Origin of the sequence: Brucella cytisi (assembly GCF_038433355.1) — a bacterium.
GTDB classification, from domain to species: domain Bacteria; phylum Pseudomonadota; class Alphaproteobacteria; order Rhizobiales; family Rhizobiaceae; genus Brucella; species Brucella cytisi.
Genome location: NZ_JBCAUP010000001.1, coordinates 117227 through 141649, shown reverse-complemented (window position 1 = coordinate 141649; position 24423 = coordinate 117227). Strand labels below are relative to the sequence as shown.

Here is a 24423-nt window from a genome sequence, read left to right as displayed (position 1 = left end):
TCCCATGGATTTGACGCAGGCTATTCTTCTCACAATTGCAACAGCAGCGACGCCGCTCCTGATCGCTGCCATCGGCGAACTGGTTGTTGAACGTTCCGGCGTGCTCAATCTTGGTGTCGAGGGCATGATGCTGATGGGGGCCGTGTCCGGCTTCGCCATTGCACAAATGACCGGTTCGGCCTGGTTAGGCTTGTTTGCCGCCGTTCTGGTCGGTGCGCTTTTCTCCGCTATTTTTGGCTTTCTGACGCTCATACTCGTCACCAATCAGGTCGCAACCGGGCTGGCGCTGACGATCCTTGGCGTTGGAGCATCGGCCTTGCTCGGCGAAAGCTTTGTCGGGCTTCCTGGTGTCCGGCTTGAAGCCATCCATATTCCCTATCTGACCGATCTGCCGCTTGTCGGGCGGTTCTTCTTCGGACAGGATCCGATCTTCTATCTTTCGATCCTGCTGGTCGTCGGCGTGGCATGGTTTCTGTTCCGCACGCGGGCAGGGCTTACATTGCGCGCCATCGGCGACAGCCATGGCTCGGCCCATGCGCTCGGCGTGCATGTGGTGCGCACACGCTTTCTGGCGGTTTTGTTCGGCGGTGCTTGTGCCGGTCTTGCAGGCGCGCAATTGTCACTCGTCTACGTGCCGCAATGGGTGGAAAACATGACGGCCGGTCGTGGCTGGATCGCACTTGCGCTTGTCGTGTTCGCATCGTGGCGGCCATGGCGCGTATTGATCGGCGCTTACTTGTTCGGTGCGGTGACCATCGGCCAGCTTCACGCGCAGGCGCTGGGCTTTGGCCTGCCATCGCAGTTTCTGTCTGCGCTGCCTTATCTCGCGACGATTGTGGTGCTGGTCATCATATCGCGCAACAAGCGCCTGACGATGATGAATACGCCGGCTTCGCTCGGCAAGCCGTTCGTGCCAGACCGGTAGAACGAACGGCTGAGGGGTAGACGTAAACCGTCCCAAGGGTTTTCGGTTTGGTTAGAGGGTAAAAACAAGGAGTGCAGGGAACATGAAAAAGACGCTTATGGCGATTGCCACTGCGGCGAGCTTTATGCTCGGCGGCGCGGCGCATGCAGAAGAAAAACTGAAGATCGGTTTCATTTATATCGGACCTCCGGGCGATTTTGGCTGGACCTATCAGCACGATCAGGCCCGCAAGGAGCTGGTCGAGGCACTTGGCGACAAGATCGAAACCACCTTTCTGGAAAGCGTTCCGGAAGGTGCCGATGCTGAACGTTCCATCGAACGTCTGGCGCGTGCTGGCAACAAGCTGATCTTCACGACGTCGTTCGGCTATATGGACCCGACCCTCAAGGTTGCCAAGAAATTCCCGGACGTGAAGTTCGAACATGCGACCGGCTACAAGACTGCCGACAACATGTCTGCCTATAATGCGCGCTTCTATGAAGGCCGTTATGTGCAGGGCGTGATCGCCGCCAAGATGTCGACCAAGGGTGTTGCCGGTTACATCGCCTCCGTACCGGTGCCGGAAGTCGTGCAAGGCATCAATGCGTTCATGCTCGGCGCGCAGTCGGTTAATCCCGACTTCAAGGTCAAGGTGATCTGGGTCAATTCGTGGTTCGATCCGGGCAAGGAAGCTGATGCGGCCAAGGCGCTGATCGACCAGGGTGTAGACATCATCACCCAGCACACCGATTCCACCGCAGCGATTCAGGTGGCGCATGATCGCGGCATCAAGGCTTTCGGTCAGGCTTCGGACATGATCAAGTTTGCGCCTGACACGCAGCTTACCGCTGTTGTGGACGAGTGGGGCCCTTACTACATCGACCGCGCCAAGGCTGCTCTCGACGGTTCGTGGAAGAGCCAAAACATCTGGTGGGGCATGAAGGAAGGCCTCGTGAAGATGGCGCCTTATACCAACATGCCGGACGATGTGAAGAAATTGGCCGAAGAAACCGAAGCCAAGATCAAGTCGGGCGAACTGAAGCCTTTCACAGGTCCGATCACGAAGCAGGACGGTTCCGTCTGGCTGAAAGACGGCGAGCAGGCTGACGACAAGACCTTGCTTGGCCTCAATTTCTACGTCGCTGGCGTGGACGACAAGCTGCCGCAGTAAGCGGTTCCATACAGAAACAAAGAAGGGCGCTCAAAGCGCTCTTTTTATTTTCTTACAAAATATTGAAGCTGTTTGTTAAAGCGATAGCTTAAGTCCTTCATGACTATCGGTGAAGCCGAGCGACTGATAAAAACGCAGCGCGTCGGAACGCGACTTATCGGTCGTCAGTTGCACAAGGCCGCAGCCGCGTTCACGGCATTGCTCGATTGCCCAAACGATCATCTGACGGCCCACTCCGCCGCCACGAATATGGCTCGCAATCCGCACGCTTTCGATCTGTCCGCGCCACATGCCCATCCGCGACAGGCCGGGTATAAAGCTGATTTGCATGCAACCAATGATCTCGCCATCACGTTCAACGACAGCCAGGAGCTGATTGGGATCGGCATCGATTGCCGCAAAGGCGCTGCGATAGGAATCCCGCAAGGGGAGGCTCGCATCTTCGCGCTGTGCGCCGAGCGCATCATCGGCGAGCATGGCGATAATTGCCGCCACGTCAGCCGCGGCGGCTTTTCTGATCGCTATGGCAGCTTCTGCCGCCATCAGACCGCGATACCATGCAGATCGTAAGCGTCGCTCGCCTCGATCTTCACCGTTACGATGTCGCCGACGCGTAGCGGGCGGCGCGACTGGATGTGAACGCTGCCGTCGATTTCCGGAGCGTCGTAGCGCGTACGGCCTTTGCCGATTGTGCCGTTTGCTTCATCAATGATGACCGGCAGGCGCTTGCCAACTTTCTTCCTGAGGAGATTGGTCGAAATCTGCTGCTGCTTGGCCATGAAACGATGCCAGCGGGCTTCCTTGATTTCTTCTGGAACCTGCTCAAGACCGAGGTCATTGGCTTTTGCGCCCTTGACCGGTTCATATTTGAAGCAGCCGGCGCGTTCGATCTTGGCTTCATCGAGCCAGTCGAGAAGTATTTCGAAATCTTCTTCCGTTTCGCCGGGATAGCCGACGATAAAGGTGGAACGCACGGCCAGGTCCGGGCAGGTCTCACGCCAGGCCTGAATGCGGCGCGAGGTCTTTTCCTGATGTGCCGGACGGCGCATATTCTTCAGAACCGCCGGGGAGGCGTGCTGGAAAGGAATATCCAGATAAGGCAGAATCTTGCCTTCAGCCATCAGCGGAATGACTTCATCGACATGCGGGTAAGGGTATACGTAGTGCATACGCACCCACACGCCCATATCGCCCAGTTCGCGCGAGAGATCGAGAAACTTGGTGGGAACCGTGCGGTCCTGCCACATCGCTTCCTGATACTTGATGTCGAGGCCATAGGCGCTCGTATCCTGCGAGATGACGAGGATTTCCTTCACGCCTGCATTGACCAGCTTCTCCGCTTCACGCAGCACCTGATCGATCGGGCGAGAGACTAGATCGCCGCGCAGCGCCGGAATGATGCAGAAGGAGCAGCGGTTCGAACAGCCTTCGGAGATTTTGAGGTAGGCGTAGTGGCGCGGGGTGAGCTTCACGCCCTGCGGCGGCACCAGATCGACAAACGGATCGTGCGCGGGAGGGACGGCTTCATGCACCGCGCTCATCACGCTTTCATAAGCCTGCGGGCCGGTGATGGCCAGCACGTTCGGATGACGCTCACGGATGACATCGGGTTCTGCGCCAAGGCAGCCAGTTACGATGACCTTGCCGTTCTCGTTGAGAGCAAGGCCAATGGCTTCCAGCGATTCATCGCGTGCGGAATCAAGAAAGCCGCAGGTATTGACGATCACCAGATCGGCACCGTCATGCTTGCGGGAGATTTCGTAGCCCTCGGAGCGAAGGCTGGTGATGATGCGTTCGGAATCGACAAGCGCCTTCGGGCAGCCAAGAGAAACGAAACTGACGCGCGGTGCGCTCATTGGGAGAACCTTGCAAAATATCGGAAATTGCGCGCGCAATATCACGATAAAGGGGCAACGGTAAAGTTGAGATGATAAAAAAAAGCCGGAGCGCAAAGCCCCGGCTTCCATTCGCAAAGCGGATTTGGCTTACTCAGCCTGATCGGCTGGAGCCGCATTGAGCTGGCCATAACGCTCTTCGCCGATCTTGGCGAGGAGGTCGAGCTGGGTTTCGAGGAAGTCGATATGACCTTCCTCATCCGCCAGAAGCTCATCGAAAAGCTGCTTGGAAACATAGTCGCCGAGTTCGTCGCAGATTTCGCGGGACTTCTTATAGGAAGCGCGTGCGTCGTACTCACCTGCAAGGTCGGCTTCCAGAACTTCCTTGACGTTCTGGCCGATGCGCAGCGGAGCTACGGTCTGCAGGTTCGGGTGACCTTCGAGGAAGATAATGCGGTCAATCAGCTTGTCTGCGTGATGCATTTCTTCGATGGATTCTTCACGTTCCTTCTTGGCAAGACGCGTGAAGCCCCAGTCGTTGAGGAGGCGGTAGTGAAGCCAGTACTGGTTTACAGCGCCAAGCTCGAGGAACAATGCCTCGTTAAGCCGCTCGATGACCTTTGGTTCGCCTTTCATTCCATGAACTCCCGAATTTGTCGCGTAGAGAACGTACACGATCCATGAACTGGACCACGTTTTCGTCCATTTGGTTATGACGAAGATGATACTCTTCAGTCACCCTTATGATCGTTTCCACGACGTTTGGGAAGCAGCCACAGCAACGGCCGCGTTTGGACATGACATTATAGACGGTGCCAGGAACTATAAGTTGCCAGCAATCCTGATCGAGAAGCTCAATAACAACGGCTTCAATGTCTTTATCGGTAATAACGTTACAGCTGCAGACTAGCATGAGGAAGTATCTCCCATGCCCGCAAAGCAGAAATCAGACGCAAAAAGCGTCGACTGGAGAGACTTTACCGGCTCACTCTTTACTTCAACTGGGTAGCTGACCTGAAAAACTGGCAGCTTTATTTCACTCGTGGCGCAAGGCCGAACTGAACCGGTCAATGGTTCCTCCAACTGCAAGGGTTAAAGGCCCGAACATTAAAGGCATTACTTAAGTGGCGTTTATAAAACCCACCAAATTAAGTCAGGTTATGGCCGGTAGGGCTCCGTTCTGTCAATTTTTATGTTTTTGAAATGTTCTAAAAATCAATAAGTTAGAATCATTCTAAATATGAGTTAACTACCCATCTTTAAAAGATAATTGGTGCTTTACTATCGTCATAGCGGCCTCCGAATGGCACCGCTATGACATTATGCGCTATTTCGCCGCACCCTGTGGATAGGCGTTTCTACCGTGCGTCAGGAACCGAGAACGGCGCTGAAGCCTTCAAACTGCGGAGGTCCCAGATAGAGCGGCTTGTTGTCTCCGGCATTGCGATGCGCATCGCGAAACTGTTCGGACTTCGTCCAGGCGACGAAATCATCGCGGTTGCGCCAGACCGTGTGCGAAGCATAAAGCGTGTAGCCTTCCTCTTCATTGGTCGCACCGCGGAGAAGGTGAAAACTCTCGAAACCGGGAAGTTCGGACAGTTTCGAGTCACGGTTTTTCCATACGGTCTCGAAGTCGGCTTCGCTGCCGATGCGAACCTTGAAGCGATTCATGGCTATGAACATTGCTGATCCTTTTCCATCAGGTTTGGGATTGGCTACTTTATATAACTTTTGGCGAGTGCAGCGGTAGGGGCCGCACCCGCCGCGTCACACCTCGGGATCAGAAGGCCGCCGCGGTCAGGTTGGTCGGTCTTCGAAGATGTGACGATCATGAACGAGAGGCGAGAACGCCTCCCAAAGTTTTAGAACTGGAACTGTGTCGAGACGAGGAACGTACGTCCGCGACCAGAACCATAAGTGCTGAGGGCAGGGGTATATTCCTTGTCGGCGATGTTCAGCACCTGAAGCGAGAGATCGACCGTATCGGTGAACTTGTATTTCGCGAAGACGTCGACCAGCGTGTAGGGATCAGTGTCGTTTCCGCTGACGCTTTTGCCGCTCGAAACGTGCTGAACGCGCAGACCGCTTTCGAGCTTGCGCTCGAAGAAACGCGCACCGGCGGTAACCGTTACGACATCTTCCGGCAGATACTGGTTTGCGCCCATGCCAGCTGTCTGCTCAGGCAGTTCAGAGGTGGAATGCGTATAAGCAATGCCACCGAACGCGAAGCCCGCATCGTAACGTGCGTCAAGTTCGAAGCCCTTCACTGTCGAAGTGCCGTCGACATTGATGAACTGACTGTAGTCGGATGCAGCCGTGATGTAATCCTCAACGCGCATCGTGTAGTAATTTGCCTTCAGGCGTAGTCCGTCTTCAGCAGTCAGGATGCCATCGCGAGCGATATTGACGCCGAGTTCCCAGCCGCGCTGCTTTTCAGGGCGAAGATTGGGATTGCCGTGCATTGGCTGCTGACCGGTATGCGCCACACCACCAAGGAATGTTTCCTGCAGGCTCGGCGAACGCATGGAATGCGCATAGGTAATGTAGGGCTGAAGCCAGTCGGTCAGGTTGTAGGCAACGGTGACTTTGGGGCTGAACTCGCTGTCGCTGTTCGAAATCGAGTTGTCGTCGCTCTCGAGTTTGAAATAATCATAGCGGAGACCGGTAACGACCTGCAGAACCTGATAATTCCATGTCGCTTCCGAGAAGACCGCGCCGCGATTGGATGTGGCATCTGTCGGGTTGACGCCCGTTTTGGTGCCGCCAGCGGTGTCGCGGTTGATTTCAAAGCCGTTCTTCCACGCGACTGCCACTTCGCCAAAGGTGAAGCGCGACGTGTTCGAGGCCGTCATGCCGGTGGTTTCGGTCGAAACCTGCCGTCCTACGAAGCTGCCATTGCCGTCTTCCCAGTTCTGCAATGTGCTGTTGTGGTAGAGGTTGACGTCGAGGCCGATGAGATCGTTGTCGGACGGATTGTAGTTGTACTGTGCGAAGAACGTGCGGTTCTGCAGGAACATATCGTAGATCGTATAGGTTCCCGGACGGTAGCCGTTCGCATATGTTCCGTAGTGGTTGTTGTAGAGCACGCCACCAAGCGTCAGCTTCTGGTCTTCGCCAAGGCCGAACTCAGCTTTGAACAGGCCGGAAGTCAGTTCTTCGCCGGTTTTCTCGACGGTCACGCCGTCGCCGTTCTTGTAATCGTTGGAGTCGTGACGGCTGATGGCCGCAACAATTCCGATGGAATTGACGCGGGCGGCACCGGCCAGCATTTCGGAGAAGCCGGTTCCATTGCTGCCCCAGGAAGCGCGGCCGAGAACACCCTTGTCCTTGCCATCCAGAATGACATCATCGACGCCGAGCGTGCGGAAATTGACGCTGCCTGCAAGGCCAGTGCCGCCTTCGGTCGTCACAGCGCCGCGCGCCACGTCGATTTCAGATAACAGGTTCGGGTCGATATAGGCATAGCCCTGCGCATCGTGCGCAGTGTTGCGGTAGCTCTGCGGTACGCCGTCGATCATCATGTTGACGCGGCCGGAGCCTTCAAAACCGCGAATATTGACCGCAACGCCGGGATTGGAAGCATTCTGCAAGGTAAACACGCCAGCGGTGCCGCGCAACACGTCATCGAGCTTCGCGCCGCCGAAACGATTGATCTCTTCGCGGTCAACCCTGCCAACCGGTGCCGCAACGGAAGTCGGCGCCTGAGCGTCGTTCGCTCTGCGAATGGTGATCGTCTTCAACGCGACGCCAGCTTCTTCTTCAGAAGCTTTCTGTTCCTGCGCAAAGGCTTGTGACGTTATCGCCACAAGAATGACAGCAAGCCCCGTGCTCGCCAGAATTGACCGTTTGTGAACCCCACCAGTCGCCCGCATTTCCAATGTTTCCTTCATGACCCAGACGCGCTTCGCCGACCCGATGGGTGACGAAGAAATTAAAAAATTCAATTGTTTATGACTTCCCCCTCGAGAGAAGGCGCGTGCTGGCTGGGAAGAGGATTTCTTCCGGGCTTGCGCGGAAAAAGCGAGATTTAAACTTGACTCGATTATTCCAGTAATGCAGTGATTAATAAACATGACTGTTGATGTCAACAAAACAAATTTGCTGTCATCACCGTGTGGAAAGTCGATGCTGAGGCGAGAAAATGAACAGGCGAATCCATATCGACATGCAGGTGCGGTTACCACGCGGACCCGTTTCCGAACGAGCCGCAAATCGCATTCCTGAAAGCCAGCTCCGCAGCGATTCAACCGGGTCTGTCCCAGCTCAGGCGAAACCTCGCTTCGGCGAAGGCGGTCTTGAGCCGCAATTGAAAACCTATGGCAGCCGCGAACTCTTCGACGGCTCCCGGGAAGTGGGCATAGAGCACGGCGGTTCGCTCTATCGTCTCAAGATCACCCGCCAAGGCAAGCTCATCCTAAACAAGTAGGCAACCATCAGATGACGACCCATTTCAAGCCCTCCCCAGAGCAGATCCTCAAGGCACGGGCTGATAATCCGAAAATGCGCGAACGTGATTTTGCGCAGAGCCTCGGTGTATCAGAAGCCGATTTTGTAGCAGCACATTGCGGACAGGATATAACAGCCCCCATTTCGGCGCGGCGTATTCGCGCCGATGTCGAAACGTTGTTGAACCGCATTGCTGCTGTCGGCGAAATCATGGCTCTGACGCGTAACGAGAGCGTCGTTCATGAAAAGATCGGGCCTTTTGAGAAGACGATCTGGGGCCAACATGCTTCGCTGGCGCTCGGCAAGGAAATCGACCTTCGTATTTTCCCGAAGCATTGGGTTCACGGTTTTGCCGTTGCCAAGCAGGATGGCGAAGCAACGCGTCGCAGCCTGCAATTTTTCGATGCCACGGGCGAGGCGGTTTTCAAGATTCATCTGCGCCCAGCTTCGAACGTTGAAGCCTATGAGGCTCTTGTCGCCGATTTGCTGCTGGACGATCAGTCGCCAGCTGTTGAGACCAGCGCGCTTGCAACAAAGGGACCGAAGGCAGACGTATCGCTTCTCGATATCGACGCATTCCGCGAGCGCTGGGGCGCACTCACCGATGTGCACCAGTTCGTTGGCCTGTTGAAGGATTTCGGTGTGGACCGCCATCAGGCTGTGCATCTTGCCGGTCATGATTTCGCCTGGCGTGTCGATACGTCATCGGTCGAGGCCATGATGAACCATGCGGTGCAGGAAAAGCTGCCCATCATGTGCTTTGTCGGAAGCCGTGGCTGTATCCAGATTCACACTGGCCCAATCCATGAAATCAAGATGATGGGCCCGTGGCTGAACGTGCTGGACCCGACGTTCCATATGCATCTGCGCATCGATCACATCGCTGACGTCTGGGTCGTGCGCAAGCCGACGAAGGACGGGTATGTGACGTCGCTGGAGGCCTATGATGCCAATGGCGAACTGATTGTTCAGTTCTTTGGTGAGCGTCATGAAGGCGAAGCCGAACTGGCCGACTGGCGCATGATCGCGGAAAATCTTCCGCGTCTGCCGCAGTCTTCCGCTGCATAAGGTGACGGCAATGTCGTTCATTTCCTTGCGCTTCAGACGCGGAGCTGCTCTGGCTGCCATCGCTTTGTCGCTGGCAGCTGGTGGTGCTGCACGCGCAGAAGCCGTCGACCATTTCGGCGATACGTCGCGCATCGTTTCCGTCGGCGGATCGCTGACGGAAATCGTCTACGCTCTTGGCGCAGAAAAGATGCTCGCCGCGCGCGACCAGACAAGCGCCTATCCCGACGCGGTAAAGAAGCTGCCGGATATCGGATATATGCGTCAGCTTGCACCAGAAGGTGTGCTCTCGGTCAATCCGACCGGCATTTTGCTCCTTGAAGGCAGCGGCCCACAGGATACGCTCGATGTTTTGAAGAAAGCGTCTGTGCCAATGATCGTTGTGCCGGAAACCTATACCGGCGAAAGCGTCGTCAAGAAAATCGAGATCGTGGGCGAGGCTCTCGGTCTGGAAGAGAAGGCCAGGGCGCTTGCGAGCGAAGTCTCACGCGATATCGAAGCGGCTGAGAAGGCCGCAGCTAGCCACAGTTCGCGCAAGCGTGTACTTTTCGTTCTGTCGGCGCCCGGCGGGCGCATGATGGCTTCGGGCACAGGCACTGCGGCCAATGGCATGATTGAGCTTGCCGGTGGTGAAAACGTCATCACCGAATATCACGGATATAAGCAGCTGACCGACGAAGCCGTTGAGAAGGCCGCGCCCGATATGATCCTGATGATGGATACGGGAGCGGACGGGATGACGCCGGAATCGCTGTTGAAAAATCCCATTATAGCTGCGACACCGGCAGGGCGTAACAAGAATGTCGTTTCGATGGAAGCGTCGTATCTGTTGGGATTTGGACCTCGAACTGGTTCTGCCATTCGGGACCTGTCAGCAAAACTCTATGGCGCCTCTGCAGCGCAATAACATAATCAGACTTGCGGGATTGAAGAGCACGCAAGTCTGATTGTAAGGATTATTCGAAATGACCAGTCAAGGTCGCGTAGCGCGCGAACAGCGCTTTGCAGCGCGTCAATCAGAAAATGAAGTCAACACCTCAGAAGGTGACATCACGGGAGACCGTGCCGCACGTGCACGGTTCACCATCATATTGCTCGCCGTTGCTTTATGCATCGCGGCTTTGTTCAGCCTGACAGCAGGCGCTTCGGATGCGTCCGTGCTTTCGGTTCTGCGCGCTCTGACCTCCTCCAGCGCAGCCGAAGGCGCGGACGCATTCCGTCGCGATCACCTGATCATCATGGAGATCCGCCTGCCGCGTATCGTCATGGGTATGCTGATAGGGGCGGGGTTGGCGGTTTCCGGTGCCGTGATGCAGGGCCTTTTCCGCAATCCGCTGGCCGATCCGGGTCTCGTCGGGGTGTCTGCCGGGGCTGGACTTGGCGCGGTATCGATGATTGTTCTGGGCGGCACTTTTCTTGCTCCCGTTATTGCGATCCTTGGCGTCTATGCCTTGCCTCTGGCTGCATTTCTGGGCGGGCTTGCCAGCACCTTGCTGCTCTATCGTGTCGCGACGCGTCGGGGCCGCACGTCTGTTGCTACCATGCTGCTCGCAGGTATTGCACTTGGCGCCCTGGCGGGCGCTGCGACCGGCGCACTCATCTATCTGGCCGATGATCGACAGTTGCGCGACCTGACATTCTGGGGGCTTGGTTCGCTTGCAGGTTCCACCTGGGCCAAGATTGGCGCTGCGGGACCAATCATCGCCATCATTCTGGTGGTTTCGCCATTGCTTGCGCGTGGTCTCAACGCACTGGCGTTGGGCGAGGCTGCAGCCGGTCATCTCGGCATTCAGGTGCAACGCATCAAAAACATCGCTATCGTTACCGTAGCGGCAGCTACCGGCGCGACTGTCGCCGTTGCTGGCGGGATCGGCTTTGTCGGCATTGTGGTGCCGCATATGCTGCGCCTCAGCATTGGTCCGGACCATCGCTATCTCCTGCCAGCGTCGGCGCTACTCGGCGCTACGCTTCTGCTTCTGGCGGATGCGGTAAGTCGGACGATTGTGGCCCCGGCAGAATTGCCGATTGGCATCATCACCGCACTTTTTGGCGCGCCGTTCTTCCTCTGGATATTGCTGCGCCAACGCGGCCTGCTCGATCTGTGAGGCTATCATGATTGAAACAAAAGCATTGGGCGTAAGCCTGTCAGGCAAGACCATCATCAGCGACATTGCCTTCTCCGCTAATCCGGGCGAGGTGACCGCAATCGTCGGGCCGAACGGTTCAGGCAAAACTACGCTGTTGCGTGCGCTTGCCGGTGACGTCGCTTACACGGGAACAGCCTATCTGGACGGTCGCTCCTTCGCTGAAATCAAGCCGTGGCAGATGGCGGCGCGGCGGGCAGTGCTTCCACAGGCAAGCGCCTTGTCGTTTCCCTTCACGGTCCGCGAGATCGTGAAGATCGGGCTCACCGGCGGCTATAGTGGCGTTTCTCGCGAGGAAGAAAAGCGTTTGCCCGACCTGGCTTTGCAAAGGGTTGATCTCGCTGGCTTCGGCGGTCGGCTTTATCAGGAACTTTCCGGCGGAGAACAGCAGCGTGTGCAGCTTGCCCGCGTTCTTTGTCAGGTCTGGAGGCCGGTTGCGGATGGTGAAGCGCGCTATCTGTTTCTGGACGAGCCGATTTCAAGCCTCGATATACGGCACCAGATCGTGGTGATGGAGATTGCGAGGGATTTCGCGGCAGCGGGCGGCGGGGTGATTGCTATCCTGCATGATCTCAACCTGACTGCCATGTTCGCCGACCGTATTGCGGTCATGAACAGAGGCAAGCTCGATGTGATGGGCACACCGCGCGAAGCACTGACCGACGAGCGGCTCGAACGTGTCTATGAATGCACGTTGCGGGTGGGTGTTCCGCCGGAAAAGGGAGTGCCTTTTGTATTGCCCCAGTCTGCCTATCACGCAGCCGCTGAATAAAAAAGGTCCGGCGTAAAGCCGGACCTTTTCATTTCTAGCTTCGCGCTGAATTATCAGCTCGCTACGCGCTCTTCTTCCATTTCATCGAGACCAAGCAGGTGCCGCACATTCGGGCGCGCCTTGACGAGGTCTGCAATGCTGTACTTCATCAGCACAGCGAAGAATGCATTGAGTGCCTCGCGCAGCGCTGAATTGAGTGCGCAGCTGTCGACCAGTGGGCATTCGGTGGCATCGTTCTCGAAGCACTCTGCCATGGCAAAATTTTCTTCGGTCACACGCACAACATCGAACAGCGAAATGTCCTGTGCTGCACGTCCGAGGCGCACGCCGCCATTGCGGCCACGTACAGTTTCTACCAGTCCATGTTCAACGAGCGGCTGAAGAATCTTGAACAAAAACAGCTCAGAAACGCCATAGGCGCGTGCGATTTCCGGAATGCGGCTGAGCTTGCCGTCATTGGCAGCACAATACATGAGTATACGAACGGCATAATTCGTCTGGCGGGTAAGACGCATCACTGTTCCTTTCAACACGTCTCGGAACAACTGCAACCTCGATGCCGAGGACGCGATGCTCCAATCCTTGAGTTCGCAATTCCAAACCGAAAGCGGTTTATCCCTGTTTCGGAACTGCTCCAAAATTCTGGTCTTGTCGCATTTGCGATCCGGAAAGGTTCAAGGCTCGATCGGATCATGCGCTAAAGCGGATATCTGTTTCTTAACCCACTTTAGAATCATTCTTAAAATATATGAAGTCTTTTCTCACCTTTAAAGGGGAAAAGTTGTTACCGGTATCAAATAACCGCGAGTTCCTCCCAGACCCGCTGCAAAAGCCCATTCTGACCTACTGGCAAACGTCTATCCATTCGGCGCTGACCAGCTCAGCCATTTTGTGCGGAGCGATGCGCACGGCACTGTTGGTCGCTCCGGCAGCGGGCACGACTTCCTCGAAATTCTTCAGCGATACATCGCAGTAAACGGGCAGGGCGCTCGGTAGACCGAACGGACATACGCCTCCGACCGGATGGCTGGTTTCGGCAAGAACGGTCTCGGCATCAAGCATACGAGGCTTGGTTCCGAACTGATCCTTGAACTTGCGATTATCGATACGCGCATCGCCACGGGTGACAATAAGAATGGTCTGGTCTTTGGCGGAAAAAGAAAGCGTCTTGGCGATCTGTCCCGGTTCCACGCCATGTGCTTCGGCGGCGAGAACAACGGTGGCGGTGCTCGTCGGCAGTTCAATCACTTCGATTTCAGGCGCTTTGGCCGCAAAAAAAGCCTTAACGGAATCCAGACTCATAGCTTCCCTTTTTCTTATTTTGATTATTAAACTCAAGTTTAAGCCGCAATATGGCAAAGGACAAGCCCGGTCGCTTCCTTGCGGCGTTTTGGCATTGAATTTCTAACAGATCGAAGTCTCGATCTGCAACAATGCGCCAAGACCGAGAATGGGAAGCAGGTGAGGGGAGTTTGTCTCATAACACGGCTGCCATTGGCCCCGTGTTATGAGGGGCTTTGCGCTTTGCTTCAAAGATCGACAGGGCGGCCGGATGCTTCCTCTTCCAAGGTTACTGCAATATCTGCATTAGCCGACAATCTCACCTTGTCGCCCTCGACGTCGGCAACGAAGCCGAGTTCGATATAGTGATGATGTTCGCTGTGCATACCGGAATTATCGGTTTTCTTCAGCTTGATGCGGTTATCTTCGATGCGATCGACCGTGCCGACATGTACGCCATCGGCGCCGATGACTTCCATATTCTCCTGGATTTTGTGCTGCATGGGGAATCCTCCGTGTTGAATGATGCCGGAACGGCAATCTGCAATTGAGGCTGCGCCAAAGAACTTAGAGCGCATTTAACCGCTGGCCATGGCAGTAACATTGAAAGTTAGGTTTTGGAGGCTGGATCGAGCTATTGTGATCGGTATTCGCTACCGGTTTCGTTCCGTGTTGTTCAGAATGCTGGCAAATGAAACAGTGCACGTTGACGCCGCAAGAAAAACTGCTAAGAAGTCACTCGCTGAGCAATTGGGCGCAAATCGATAGCTTGCTGCGATTTGCTGTTTTTCCAGACTTGTGAAAAGCATAGATAAAACAATTGCCTGGAGGGGTGGCCGAGCGGTTTAAGGCACCGGTCTTGAAAACCGGCGTGCAGGAGACTGTACCGTGGGTTCGAATCCCACCCCCTCCGCCATTTCGGTATAAAATCTAAATACTGGCACTAGCCGCCGCCTGTCGTTTGCAAACCGAAGCCGATCGCGTTACTCCGGTTGCGAGCAACGGGTGCTTCGGTGCAAGCCGCACGGTCCAGAGCCTGCTTCCATCAACATTTCTGCTAAGATGCAAAAAGCCCGCCCCGGTTTGGGGGCAGGATTCGTGTGGTGGTGGCCCGTTCAGAGGCGAATTTCTCTTCACCGTGTAACGTGGGCAATCGCCTCAAGAATAACTTCTGCGACTTCCGACGGTTGGGAAATGTGCGGTGTGTGCCCGGCTGGCAGAATGGTCACCTTAGCGGAGATTTTCTGCGTCATTGCTGTCCGGAGATCTGGTTGGATCATGCGATCCTGTTCACTCACCACATACCAGGACGGTTTCGTCATCCACGCAGCCACGGACACCTTGCCATCGACATTACCGGCGTGGGTTGGGTGCTGTGTAGCGAATATCACCTTGGTTTTTGCAGGTGCAATGTCCTGAGCAAGATGCTGCTGCACACTGCCGATAAATATCATGAAAATTATCACTATCACGACTGCAAACAATGCAATAGATTGAAGAACAGAGAATGTATCAATTCCCATACTTATAAATACTAAAATATAAAATAGGTAAAAAATACCATAAATTTAATTTACGGTCAGTAATTTGTTTTTTTTAAGTAAATGACAGCCATAAAAGTCAATATATATCCATATTTTATTTGAATAATATAGCAAATTGAGGGTGTTTTCATATGAGCCGTGGGTCTGAAAGCCGGGGCACTGTCACACGTGTGTCCATTAGAGCGCATCCCGAAAAGTGTGAAACAGTTTTCGGATAAGATGCGCGTTAAAACAAATATTTAGAGCGCGTTGCGCGCCCACTGCCGGTCGGCACGCGTCAATATCAGTCGTTGCTGTTGCAATCGTATGTGAAGCTTATGATGCTTCTTCTTCGATTACATTCTGTGCGACCTGTTCGATACCACCATTGAAGCGTTCTGCGGCAAGCAGCCCGAGCCACACGGCGATCAGGCAAAGCACAACCGAAAAACCGATATTGAACAGGGCTTTGCCGGGTTGTCCAGTGCGCAGAAGATCCATCGTTTGCAGGCTGAAAGACGAGAAAGTGGTGAAGCCACCGCACACGCCGACCATAAAGGCGAGGCGCCAGATTTCCGGTATAGGAAAACGGCCTTGCTCCAGTGTCAGTGCACCGAAGAACGAGATTGCAAAAGAGCCGACAATATTGATGACGATGGTGCCCCAGGGAAGTTCGCGGCTTATCGGCAGCATCAAGAGGGCCAGCCAGTACCGCGCGACACTTCCGATCGCTCCACCGAGCGCTACCATGAGGGTTGCTTGCATTGTTCTGTGTCCATTTCAATAATGGATAGAGATTAGTCGGTGACGTCTGGAAATTCGATAGAATATCTCACTTCGAGAGGTCTTGCGACGCACTCTTCTCCTGTTTCAATTCAAGCAGGAGTCATCAGCCAATTGCTGGCAGTTTCGGGAGAACCCCATTCCCATCATGTACGGCGAAAGCTGTCATTGATTTATACTGAAATATCGGACTGTTCGTCAATGTGATGGGCGCGGATGCGGCGCCCATCCCGATCACAAACCGGTAATCAGTTCAGCGCGCCGCTCTTGCGGCGTCCCAGCCGCCGTTTCACCGCGTCGCTGGCGCGATAGATGAACGAAGCGGGTGCAGGCAAAGTGCGCCGCATGAAGGCGACCTTGCGCAGATAATTGTCGATTTTCCAGGTTGCCCATGTGCCGCCCCGGAAATAGGCAACGTCGCCAGCCCGCAAGGTGCGCGTGCCGCCGTCCGCGTCGGTGACGTGCACTTCACCTTCCAGAATATAGACGGTTTCATCCCAGCCGAAATACCAGCGGAAAGTGCCTGCGGTGCAATCCCAGATGGCCGTATAGGCGGCTCGGTCCCGGCTTGCCGATTGCTCGCTGGAGCGCGCCTGCGGAGTGCCGTCCAGCACCCAGTCAGGATTGATCGGTGCGGGTTTCAGTTCCATTTCCATTGCATTATCGGAGACCACAGCTGGTCCCGTGGGCGCAACGAAACCCCTCGGCATCGTTCGAGTTACAGCAAGAGCGGCACTTGCAAGCATGAATTTCCAAGCCATGATTTCCCCCGAATGGCAGTCATCTTTCCAAATAACGGCTAATCGTCAGGAATGCGTTAAAGGCTTGAAAGAAACGATCTTTCCCCGCAACTCATGCGAGACTCGGAATTGGCTCTAGTAATTATTTTATGTCTTTGATTTTACTTTGTATTCACAGAAAACGAAAAACGGAATTCGGTTGTTGCTTCAAACAGGCGAGAGATAGAAACGCCACCGGAAATTGCTCCGGTGGCGAGGTGTCATGCTGCAACTATGCCGTCACGGCGGGCAGGCAGTTCGAAGAGGCGGGCACCATTGTCGGTTCCTTTTTCTTGGTAACCAATGATCTTGAACCATTTTACGATGTCGGATCGGTCGAGCCAGCTTCGTGAATGGATTGGCAGATCACCTGCCAAAGCCTGAATCTGCCGGATATGCTGCTTGCAGAAACGCACGGTATTTCGGTTGAAAAACTCTTCTTTCGCCGCAAAAAGCGTATCGGTGGCACCGTCGCCCTCATGCCAGGCGATGATAGCAACCACCTTGCCGTCCTGCAGCAAAGCATGTGCACGGCCTTCCCGCAGGTTCATCATCAGGTTGTCATAGGCGGCTTTGGTATCCTTGCCGGCGGCGATATATTCGATCGCCATACGCCTCGAAAGGTCGTGAAAAACGCTTTCAAGATCACCGACAGTCGCTGTGCGTGCCTTCATTTTTCTGACCTCCCTTCGTTTCACTTCAGTCGCGTGCAAACCGCGACAGCACCATAATGGCCACTTCCGGCCATCGCTTTCAACGTGAAAAGCCGCTGCCAGTTCCGGTCAGGCGAACCCAATTCAGCTTTGATGGGTGATCGTGACTGCAACACCGGGCAATATGTGGCGGGCGGGGGATTGTCTTCACGTGATTGTGAAAGCTGCCCGCGCCTCGGCGTCATTCAACCGGATTTTCGTCGCTCTCCGGGCCTTTTCGGATTGCGCTAAGGCTCTAGTCTTATAGCGAACGCAGGTTGGTTATGCACAACTAGGGTACAAGTTGTTTGAACAATTCTGAAGGCTTGTGTATCCAGAGCGTATGTTTCTCATCTGCGTATCGTGGAATTTTCTCGGAAACACCTCCAAAAGTCTTACCCACCTAATCGGCAGGAAACGACAATGACCGACCTTCCCGGATATCCGAGTCGTCGCAGTTTTCTGAAAGCCTCCGCGGCAAGCGTGATGCTTTCAGGGCTCGCTGTCTCAGCCAAAGCGGAACCACAAACTCCCCCGGTTCCACTCGAAGAATATGAACGTCAGTATTTCAACGAAGTCGAATGGGCTTTCATTCTCGCCGCAACGGCAAGACTGATCCCGTCTGAAGGCGATGGTCCAGGCGCTATCGAAGCTCGCGTTCCTGTCTTCATCGATCTCCAGCTTGCCGGTGATTACGGTCGCGCGGATGACTGGTACATGGTTGGTCCCCACGATGCGTCCGCCGATCCGACGCGTGGCTGGCAGACGCCGCTCAACCCTGCGCAGATTTACCGGCAGGGTATTCCTGCCTTCAATGCGTGGTGCGAGCAGAAGCATGGCGCTGCGTTCTCGGCCTTGACCGCGGAACAGCAAGACGCTGCGCTGACCTCGCTGCAGAAGGGGGAGGTCGGCTTGCAGCCTGAACTGCGCGACTTCTTCACAGTCCTGTTGCAGAATACCAAGGAAGGCTATTTCGCCGATCCGATGTATGGCGGCAATCACGGCATGCAGGCCTGGAGCTATATCGGCTTCCCCGGCGCGCGCGGCAGCTACAAGGAATGGGTCGAACGCTACAATGTTCGCTATCCGCTGGGCCCTGTTTCGATCAAGGGCGAGAGGGCTTAACAATGGCACGTCAGGAAAAGAAAAAAGACGTGGTCGTCGTCGGCCTCGGCTGGACCGGAGCTATTCTGGCCATGGAACTGGCGCAAGAGGGACTGGAGATCGTTGCGCTGGAACGCGGGCATGACCAGAACACGGTCCCCGATTTCAAATATCCCAACATGATCGACGAGCTGAAATATGGCGTGCGCCTGAAGTTGATGCAGCGCGCCAGCCAGCAGACGGTCACGATCCGACGCAACGAGAATGAAGTTGCATTGCCGTATCGCAGTTTTGGTTCGTTTCTGCCTGGCAACGGCGTTGGCGGAGCGGGCACGCACTGGAACGGTCTGAACTGGCGTCCGCAGCCGGAAGAGCTGCGCCTGCGCTCTTATGTGCAGGAGCGCTGGGGTGAGCAGATCATTCCGGAAGACATGCTTCTGGGCGATTATCCGATCCGTTACGACGAGCTGGAACCGTTCTTCGACCGTTTCGAGCGTATTGCCGGTATTTCCGGCAAGGCTGGCAACCTCAAGGGCAAGATCGCCGAAGGCGGTAATCCGTTTGAGGGATGGCGCTCAAACGACTATCCCATGCCACCGATGCACACGACCTGGGACGGCCGGAAGTTTGCCGATGCCGCGCAGGGCATGGGGTATCATCCGTTCCCGTCGCCTGGCGGAATCGCGTCGACGGCCTATGTCAATGAATATGGCATGCAGATGGGGCCGTGCAACCATTGCGGTTTCTGCGAGCGCTTCGGCTGCTACCAGTATTCCAAGTCTTCGCCTCAGACAGCAATTCTCGATGCGCTGAAACGCATGCCGAACTTCTCCTATCGCACGGAGTCGGAAGTTCTGCGTGTCGAGATGGCGCCAGATGGCAAGACGGCTACGGGCGTGACCTATTTCGACGAGGCGACGCAGGAGGAAGTGTTCCAGCCCGCCGATATCGTTATTCTTGCGTCCTTCTCGCTCAACAACGTGCATCTGGCGCTGCTTTCCGGCATCGGCCAGCCATACGATCCGGCAACGGGCGAAGGTGTGACCGGGCGTAATTATGCCTATCAGATGAATGGCGGTGTGACGCTCTTCTTCAAGGATGAAGAGTTCAATCCGTTCATCGGCACCGGCGCGAACGGCATGTGCATCGACGATTTCGGTGTCAACCAGATCGATTTCGGACGGGAAGGCTTCATCGGCGGTTCGTACTGGCGCGCAGGCCAGACCAACGGCCAGCCGATCCGCAGTATGCCACTGCCGTCCGGTACGCCGGGCTGGGGCGGTGCATGGAAGAAGGCCATTGCCGAATGGTACGGCCATGCCATGTCCATCGGCAGCCATGGCTCGCATATGGCTTACAGGACCAACCATCTCGATCTGGACCCAACCTACAAGGATCGTCACGGTCGCCCGCTCATGCGCATGACCTTCAACTGGAATCCGAATGATATCCGGATGACCCAGTACATGAAGACCAAGATGGAAGAACTGGCCAAGACGATGAACCCGGACCTGATGCAGTCGTCCTTCAAGAAGGAAGGCGCGCAATATGATGTGCGTCCCTATCAGACGACGCACAATACGGGTGGCCATAGCATGTCGGAAAACCCGCGTGAGGGCGTGGTCAACCGCTATTCGCAGGCATGGGACAAGCACAATGTGTTCATGACCGGCGCGGGCAATTTCGTGCAGAACACGCAGTACAATCCGACAGGCCTGCTCGGCGGGCTTGCCTATTCGACTGCGCATGCGATCCGCACGCAATATCTGTCCAATCCGCGTCCGCTGATCTGAGGAGAATGGTGATGAAAACTTTTCTTCGCATAATCGGCGCTCTGGTCGTCATCGGTATTGTCGCGCTGCTGGCCTTCATCTTCGTGCCGGTACAACTGACTAAACCGACCAAGGAACTGGCCGCAGACTGGAAGCCTGTCGAAGGGCAGGGCCAATATGTCATGTATGCCTCTGACTGCATGGCCTGCCATACGGCGGAAGGCGGTAAGCCCTTTGCCGGTGGCCGCCCGATTGCAAGCCCGATGGGTACGATCTGGACGACCAACATCACTCCGGATAAGGAAACCGGCATTGGAAACTGGACACTCGATCAGTTTCGCGCCGCTCTCTATGACGGCATTCGTGCCGACGGCTCGCATCTTTATCCAGCAATGCCATATGAGAACTATCGCAAGCTGACGGAAGAAGATGTCCGCGCTCTGTATGATTATTTCATGCATCAGGTGGAGCCGGTGAACAATGTCGTTCAGGAAACCAAGCTCGGCTTCCCGTTCAACATGCGTTTCGGCATTCGCGCCTGGAACTGGCTTGCTCTCGGTCAGGAAGCGGGCTTCAAGGCCGCCGGCAAGTCGGAAGCAGAGGATCGCGGACAGTATCTGGTCGAGGGACCGGCACACTGTGCTGCCTGCCACAGCCCACGCAATTCGCTGATGGCACAGAGCGGCACGCAGGTCGGTGACAAGGACTTCCTCATCGGCGGTGTCGTCGATGGCTGGAACGCTCCGTCTCTACGCGGCGCCAATTCCGCTCCACAGAAATGGTCCATCGAGGAACTGGCAACCTATCTCGCAACAGGCCGCAATTCCCATTCAACGGCCAATGGCGAAATGGGCCTCGCGGTCGAACATTCGCTGCAGCATCTCACCGATGCAGACAATCTGGCGATGGCGGCTTTCCTGAAGGGGATCGACGGTGCAACTGTCGAAGTGCCGCAGAGCTTCGCTTCAAAGGCGTCGATGGCGCTGCCAGCGGCTCCGGCCGATGCGGCCGGTGAAGCAACGACAAAGATGCTGACGGAAGCTTCTCCGGATATGCCTCTGGGCGCACGTCTCTACATCGATAACTGCGCCGCCTGCCACTTCGTGACGGGCAAGGGCGCGCCGGAAATCTTTCCTGAGCTTGCCGGTAATGATCTTGTGACAGGTTCGGAGACGAAACCGCTGATCTCGATCATCCTGCATGGAGCCGAGGTTCCGTCCACGGCGAAGCGTCCGATGCGTCTGGTGATGCAGGGTTATGCCGACCGCCTGTCGGATGATGAAGTCGCCGAACTGGCAACATTCGTCCGCTCGGCATGGGGTAACAGCGCAGGGCCGGTAAAGGCGGCAGATGTCGCGGCGGTCCGCAACAGCCAGGGGCACTAACAATAGAACGGCGGAACGAAAGTTCCGCCGTTCTGCTATCTAAGCCGCTTCGATATCGCGCATCGGCGGGTTTCCATAGAAGCGGCTATATTCGCGACTGAACTGTGACGGGCTTTGATAGCCTACGCGATGGCCAGCCGTACCAGCATCCAGACGCTCGACCAGCATCAGCCTGCGTGCCTCGTTCAGACGCAGTTGCTTTTGATACTGAACCGGCGTCATTGCCGTAATCGCCTTGAAGTGATGATGAAATGACGACGCGCTCATATTGACGTGTTCGGCAAGCTGTTCAATCCGCAATGGCGCTGCGAAGTTCTGCCGAAGCCACCCGATAGCCCGTGCTATCCGGTTGGCCTGACTGTCGGCGGTTGCGATGTTGATCAAACGCTCGCCGCCGGGACCAGTCAGGAGGCGATAAAGGATTTCCTGTTCGATCAGGGGGGCCATCACCGGAATATCCTCGGGATTGTCAAGAAGGCGCAGCAGGCGCAGAGCCGCATCCAGCAGTCCAGCAGGCGCTGCATTGACGGTAATGCCCCATTGATCGCCATCTGCCATCACGTGCCTGCGAACGTCGGCGCGCCCGATCAGGTCGGTAAGCTTTTCGCTGTCGATGGCAAGCGCCAGACACAGATGTGGTGCTTCCGGGCTAGCTTCGACCACCCGCCATGTGACGGGCAGGTCCAGCGACGTCACCAGATATTCGCCCTTGGTATAATTGATCGTCTCGGAGCCGAGACGCAGGGATTTCGCGCCCTGCAACACCATGGCGAGACAAGGCCGATAGCTGCTGTGGCACGGTATGCTTGGCGTCGTCCGCCTGCTGATCCCCAGACCTTCGATCGGTGTTCGGTATTCGCCGTCCTGTGCGGTGAAACGCTCCGCCAGCGCGGCAAGTTCCTCGTAGGTGTCGTTCAGTGACGTCATAGGTGATCCGCTTCAGATGAGATAGAATACAGCAATTATTGATCAGGCAGGCATGCATCGGCAATCGCGAAGCAGGCAGTTTTGCAGGATCGTGCAAGAAGCTTGCAGGATCGGTCTACCGCTTCTGCCCTTGCTTCCGGCATATTCTGCCTGCTTCCCCAATCCAATAAATGGAGTCTATCATGGCCATAGCAAGAGGTTACGCTGCTACGGATGCAGATGAGCCGTTGGTTCCGTTCACTTTTGAACGGCGCGAGCCCAATGCAGATGACGTGGTCATCTCGATCCAGTATTGCGGCGTTTGCCATTCCGACATCCATACCGTCCGCAATGAATGGAAGAACGCAGTTTACCCCATCGTTCCGGGGCACGAAATCGCAGGTGTCGTCACCGCCGTCGGTGATGCGGTTACCAAGTTCAAGGTCGGCGACAAGGTCGGCGTCGGCTGCTTTGTGGATTCCTGTGTTGGCTGCGCCAGCCGGGATGTCGACAATGAGCATTATCTTCCGGGCCTCATCCAGACCTACAACACCTTCGACACCGAAGGAAAGGCGCGGACGCAGGGCGGATATTCCGACCATATCGTCGTCAAGGAAGGCTATGTCCTTTCCATGCCTGACAATCTTCCGCTTGATGCGGCAGCACCGTTGCTCTGTGCAGGCATCACCCTCTATTCGCCGCTGCGTCACTGGAATGCAGGTCCCGGCAAGCGTGTGGCGATCGTCGGCATGGGTGGACTCGGACACATGGGCGTCAAGCTCGCCAATGCCATGGGCGCGCATGTTACGGTTCTAAGCCAGTCACTTTCCAAGAAGGAAGATGGCCTCAAGCTCGGCGCCCATGAATATTATGCAACCAGCGACGCAACCACTTTCGAGAAACTGGCGGGATCGTTCGATCTCATCATCTGCACGGTTGGCGTCGCCATCGATTGGAATGCCTATCTTGGCCTGCTTAAGGTAAACGGAACGATGGTTGTCGTTGGCGTTCCCGAAGACATGGTGCCGGTGCATGCGTTCTCGCTTATTCCCGGCCGCAAGTCGCTTGCAGGATCGATGATCGGATCGATCAAGGAAACGCAGGAAATGCTGGATTTCTGTGGCGAGCACAACATCGTTTCGGAAATCGAGAAGATCAACATTCAGGAGATCAACGAAGCCTATGAACGCGTTCTGAAGAGCGACGTGCGCTACCGCTTCGTCATCGATATGGCTTCGCTGGCAGCCTGAAATCGATAATCTGCGCGGCGCCAGATCGCGGCGCCCCGCAGATCATTTTCATTCAGCCTTGGTTACATCGTTATCGGCGCCGGAGATCGAGATCGTCGGTTCGGCGGAACCACCTGCAAGCGACCAGGTCACCTGATGGTTCGCGCCGCTGACATCGAACTGCGAAGGTCCATCGACCTTCACGTTGACGATATTCTCCGCGCCGGAAACCTCCAGAATTGAAGGATCTGTTCCTTTCTTCAAGGTGGCGGTTACCTGATTGTTCGACACTTCAACGATCAGATTTTGCGTTGCTCCGCCCGAAACCGTGTTGTCCGTGCCGGATACCGAAAGCTTCCGGGCGTTTTCGAACGTCACTGTATGAGAAACGCCATGTATGGTGACATGGCCGCATTCTCCCTTGAGCTTGACGTTATTTTCCGCACCGTAAATCCCGACATCGCCGGAGGTGCAGGTGATTTCCCTGCCGAGGCCCACGCCTTCGATTGTCTGTTCGTCGGCGAAAGACGATGGTGCTGCAAGAAGTGTCAGGCTGCCTGCCAGCAATGCAATTTTCAACATCTCGACCTCTTTTACCAAAGCCATGTATGGCGATTATTAACCATAGCTCA

General features: G+C 55.6%; 26 protein-coding genes, 1 tRNA gene and 1 riboswitch. Of the genes, 12 read left to right on the top strand and 15 right to left on the bottom strand.

Annotated elements, in window-relative coordinates; translation table 11 throughout:
• Positions 1 to 4 precede the first annotated feature (4 nt).
• Both AAE521_RS00650 and AAE521_RS00645 read left to right on the top strand, forming a co-directional pair.
• Positions 5 to 925, top strand: a complete 921-nt coding sequence (locus tag AAE521_RS00650; protein WP_029927385.1) for an ABC transporter permease — start codon at positions 5 to 7, stop codon at positions 923 to 925.
• Positions 926 to 1007: 82 nt separating this feature from the next.
• Positions 1008 to 2075: a BMP family ABC transporter substrate-binding protein gene (locus AAE521_RS00645; RefSeq protein WP_071633718.1), complete on the top strand. Its 1068-nt coding sequence runs from the start codon at positions 1008 to 1010 to the stop codon at positions 2073 to 2075.
• Between the two features lie 75 nt (positions 2076 to 2150).
• Here the strand turns inward: AAE521_RS00645 and AAE521_RS00640 are convergent, their stop codons facing one another.
• The 6 genes from AAE521_RS00640 to AAE521_RS00615 all read right to left on the bottom strand — a co-directional run bounded on the left by AAE521_RS00640 (position 2151) and on the right by AAE521_RS00615 (position 7854).
• Entirely contained in the window at positions 2151 to 2618 is a 468-nt protein-coding gene (locus AAE521_RS00640) for a GNAT family N-acetyltransferase (RefSeq protein ID WP_071633717.1), read from the bottom strand.
• On the bottom strand, positions 2618 to 3931 hold the full coding sequence (gene rimO, locus AAE521_RS00635; RefSeq protein WP_342060249.1) for a 30S ribosomal protein S12 methylthiotransferase RimO: 1314 nt from the start codon (positions 3929 to 3931) through the stop codon (positions 2618 to 2620). The genes AAE521_RS00640 and rimO overlap by 1 nt, the downstream gene beginning before the upstream one ends.
• Before the next feature lie 129 nt (positions 3932 to 4060).
• Positions 4061 to 4546, bottom strand: a complete 486-nt coding sequence (bfr, locus tag AAE521_RS00630; RefSeq protein ID WP_010658824.1) for a bacterioferritin — start codon at positions 4544 to 4546, stop codon at positions 4061 to 4063.
• Positions 4512 to 4823 carry a (2Fe-2S)-binding protein gene (locus AAE521_RS00625; protein WP_012093011.1) on the bottom strand — a complete coding sequence of 104 codons (312 nt, stop codon included), beginning with the start codon at positions 4821 to 4823 and terminating at the stop codon, positions 4512 to 4514. Before AAE521_RS00625 ends, bfr begins: the two co-directional genes overlap by 35 nt.
• 455 nt (positions 4824 to 5278) lie before the next feature.
• Entirely contained in the window at positions 5279 to 5593 is a 315-nt protein-coding gene (gene hmuQ, locus AAE521_RS00620) for a heme-degrading protein HmuQ (RefSeq protein ID WP_342060248.1), read from the bottom strand.
• A 179-nt stretch (positions 5594 to 5772) separates the two neighbouring features.
• Positions 5773 to 7854 (bottom strand): TonB-dependent receptor domain-containing protein, encoded by a 2082-nt coding sequence (locus AAE521_RS00615; RefSeq protein ID WP_342060247.1) that lies wholly within the window; start codon positions 7852 to 7854, stop codon positions 5773 to 5775.
• A gap of 272 nt (positions 7855 to 8126) precedes the next feature.
• Between AAE521_RS00615 and hemP the strand changes: the two genes are divergently transcribed.
• The 5 genes from hemP to AAE521_RS00590 are packed head-to-tail and all read left to right on the top strand — an operon-like array spanning position 8127 to position 12337.
• A complete protein-coding gene (gene hemP, locus AAE521_RS00610; protein WP_371264656.1) occupies positions 8127 to 8336 on the top strand; it encodes a hemin uptake protein HemP in 210 nt (69 codons plus the stop codon).
• A gap of 11 nt (positions 8337 to 8347) precedes the next feature.
• On the top strand, positions 8348 to 9424 hold the full coding sequence (locus AAE521_RS00605; protein WP_071633713.1) for a hemin-degrading factor: 1077 nt from the start codon (positions 8348 to 8350) through the stop codon (positions 9422 to 9424).
• Between the two features lie 10 nt (positions 9425 to 9434).
• Entirely contained in the window at positions 9435 to 10328 is an 894-nt protein-coding gene (locus tag AAE521_RS00600) for a heme/hemin ABC transporter substrate-binding protein (protein ID WP_342060246.1), read from the top strand.
• Positions 10329 to 10386: 58 nt separating this feature from the next.
• A complete protein-coding gene (locus AAE521_RS00595; RefSeq protein WP_071633711.1) occupies positions 10387 to 11526 on the top strand; it encodes a FecCD family ABC transporter permease in 1140 nt (379 codons plus the stop codon).
• Positions 11527 to 11533: 7 nt separating this feature from the next.
• Positions 11534 to 12337, top strand: coding sequence for a heme ABC transporter ATP-binding protein (locus AAE521_RS00590; RefSeq protein WP_071633710.1), 804 nt, complete (start codon positions 11534 to 11536; stop codon positions 12335 to 12337).
• A 53-nt stretch (positions 12338 to 12390) separates the two neighbouring features.
• Here AAE521_RS00590 and rirA read toward each other — a convergent pair whose 3' ends face one another.
• The 3 genes from rirA to AAE521_RS00575 all read right to left on the bottom strand — a co-directional run bounded on the left by rirA (position 12391) and on the right by AAE521_RS00575 (position 14121).
• Positions 12391 to 12852: an iron-responsive transcriptional regulator RirA gene (rirA, locus tag AAE521_RS00585; RefSeq protein ID WP_071633709.1), complete on the bottom strand. Its 462-nt coding sequence runs from the start codon at positions 12850 to 12852 to the stop codon at positions 12391 to 12393.
• A gap of 328 nt (positions 12853 to 13180) precedes the next feature.
• On the bottom strand, positions 13181 to 13639 hold the full coding sequence (locus tag AAE521_RS00580; RefSeq protein ID WP_010658814.1) for a YbaK/EbsC family protein: 459 nt from the start codon (positions 13637 to 13639) through the stop codon (positions 13181 to 13183).
• A gap of 227 nt (positions 13640 to 13866) precedes the next feature.
• Complete coding sequence (locus AAE521_RS00575; protein ID WP_071633708.1) at positions 13867 to 14121, bottom strand: DUF2171 domain-containing protein; 255 nt, start codon at positions 14119 to 14121, stop codon at positions 13867 to 13869.
• 323 nt (positions 14122 to 14444) lie between these two features.
• Here AAE521_RS00575 and AAE521_RS00570 point away from each other — a divergent pair.
• Positions 14445 to 14534 (top strand) — tRNA-Ser (locus AAE521_RS00570).
• Between the two features lie 217 nt (positions 14535 to 14751).
• Here the strand turns inward: AAE521_RS00570 and AAE521_RS00565 are convergent.
• The 4 genes from AAE521_RS00565 to AAE521_RS00550 form a co-directional block, all read right to left on the bottom strand.
• On the bottom strand, positions 14752 to 15072 hold the full coding sequence (locus AAE521_RS00565) for an alpha/beta fold hydrolase (protein WP_342060245.1): 321 nt from the start codon (positions 15070 to 15072) through the stop codon (positions 14752 to 14754).
• A gap of 405 nt (positions 15073 to 15477) precedes the next feature.
• Positions 15478 to 15906, bottom strand: a complete 429-nt coding sequence (gene crcB, locus AAE521_RS00560) for a fluoride efflux transporter CrcB (RefSeq protein ID WP_071633707.1) — start codon at positions 15904 to 15906, stop codon at positions 15478 to 15480.
• Positions 15907 to 16014: 108 nt separating this feature from the next.
• Positions 16015 to 16078, bottom strand: a riboswitch (Fluoride riboswitch).
• Between the two features lie 94 nt (positions 16079 to 16172).
• Positions 16173 to 16685: a cupin domain-containing protein gene (locus tag AAE521_RS00555; protein WP_071633706.1), complete on the bottom strand. Its 513-nt coding sequence runs from the start codon at positions 16683 to 16685 to the stop codon at positions 16173 to 16175.
• Between the two features lie 239 nt (positions 16686 to 16924).
• On the bottom strand, positions 16925 to 17377 hold the full coding sequence (locus AAE521_RS00550; RefSeq protein ID WP_010658808.1) for a hypothetical protein: 453 nt from the start codon (positions 17375 to 17377) through the stop codon (positions 16925 to 16927).
• Positions 17378 to 17818: 441 nt separating this feature from the next.
• Between AAE521_RS00550 and AAE521_RS00545 the strand changes: the two genes are divergently transcribed.
• The 3 genes from AAE521_RS00545 to AAE521_RS00535 are packed head-to-tail and all read left to right on the top strand — an operon-like array spanning position 17819 to position 21656.
• Complete coding sequence (locus AAE521_RS00545; RefSeq protein WP_012093000.1) at positions 17819 to 18520, top strand: gluconate 2-dehydrogenase subunit 3 family protein; 702 nt, start codon at positions 17819 to 17821, stop codon at positions 18518 to 18520.
• A 2-nt stretch (positions 18521 to 18522) separates the two neighbouring features.
• Positions 18523 to 20292, top strand: a complete 1770-nt coding sequence (locus tag AAE521_RS00540) for a GMC family oxidoreductase (RefSeq protein WP_342060244.1) — start codon at positions 18523 to 18525, stop codon at positions 20290 to 20292.
• An 11-nt stretch (positions 20293 to 20303) separates the two neighbouring features.
• Positions 20304 to 21656: a c-type cytochrome gene (locus AAE521_RS00535; protein WP_342060243.1), complete on the top strand. Its 1353-nt coding sequence runs from the start codon at positions 20304 to 20306 to the stop codon at positions 21654 to 21656.
• A gap of 39 nt (positions 21657 to 21695) precedes the next feature.
• Here AAE521_RS00535 and AAE521_RS00530 read toward each other — a convergent pair whose 3' ends face one another.
• A complete protein-coding gene (locus AAE521_RS00530; protein ID WP_010658804.1) occupies positions 21696 to 22583 on the bottom strand; it encodes an AraC family transcriptional regulator in 888 nt (295 codons plus the stop codon).
• 182 nt (positions 22584 to 22765) lie between these two features.
• On the opposite strand from AAE521_RS00530, the gene AAE521_RS00525 reads away from it, so the two are divergent.
• Positions 22766 to 23812 (top strand): NAD(P)-dependent alcohol dehydrogenase, encoded by a 1047-nt coding sequence (locus AAE521_RS00525; protein WP_342060242.1) that lies wholly within the window; start codon positions 22766 to 22768, stop codon positions 23810 to 23812.
• Positions 23813 to 23860: 48 nt separating this feature from the next.
• Here AAE521_RS00525 and AAE521_RS00520 read toward each other — a convergent pair whose 3' ends face one another.
• A complete protein-coding gene (locus AAE521_RS00520; RefSeq protein ID WP_010658802.1) occupies positions 23861 to 24373 on the bottom strand; it encodes a DUF3060 domain-containing protein in 513 nt (170 codons plus the stop codon).
• Positions 24374 to 24423: the final 50 nt, after the last annotated feature.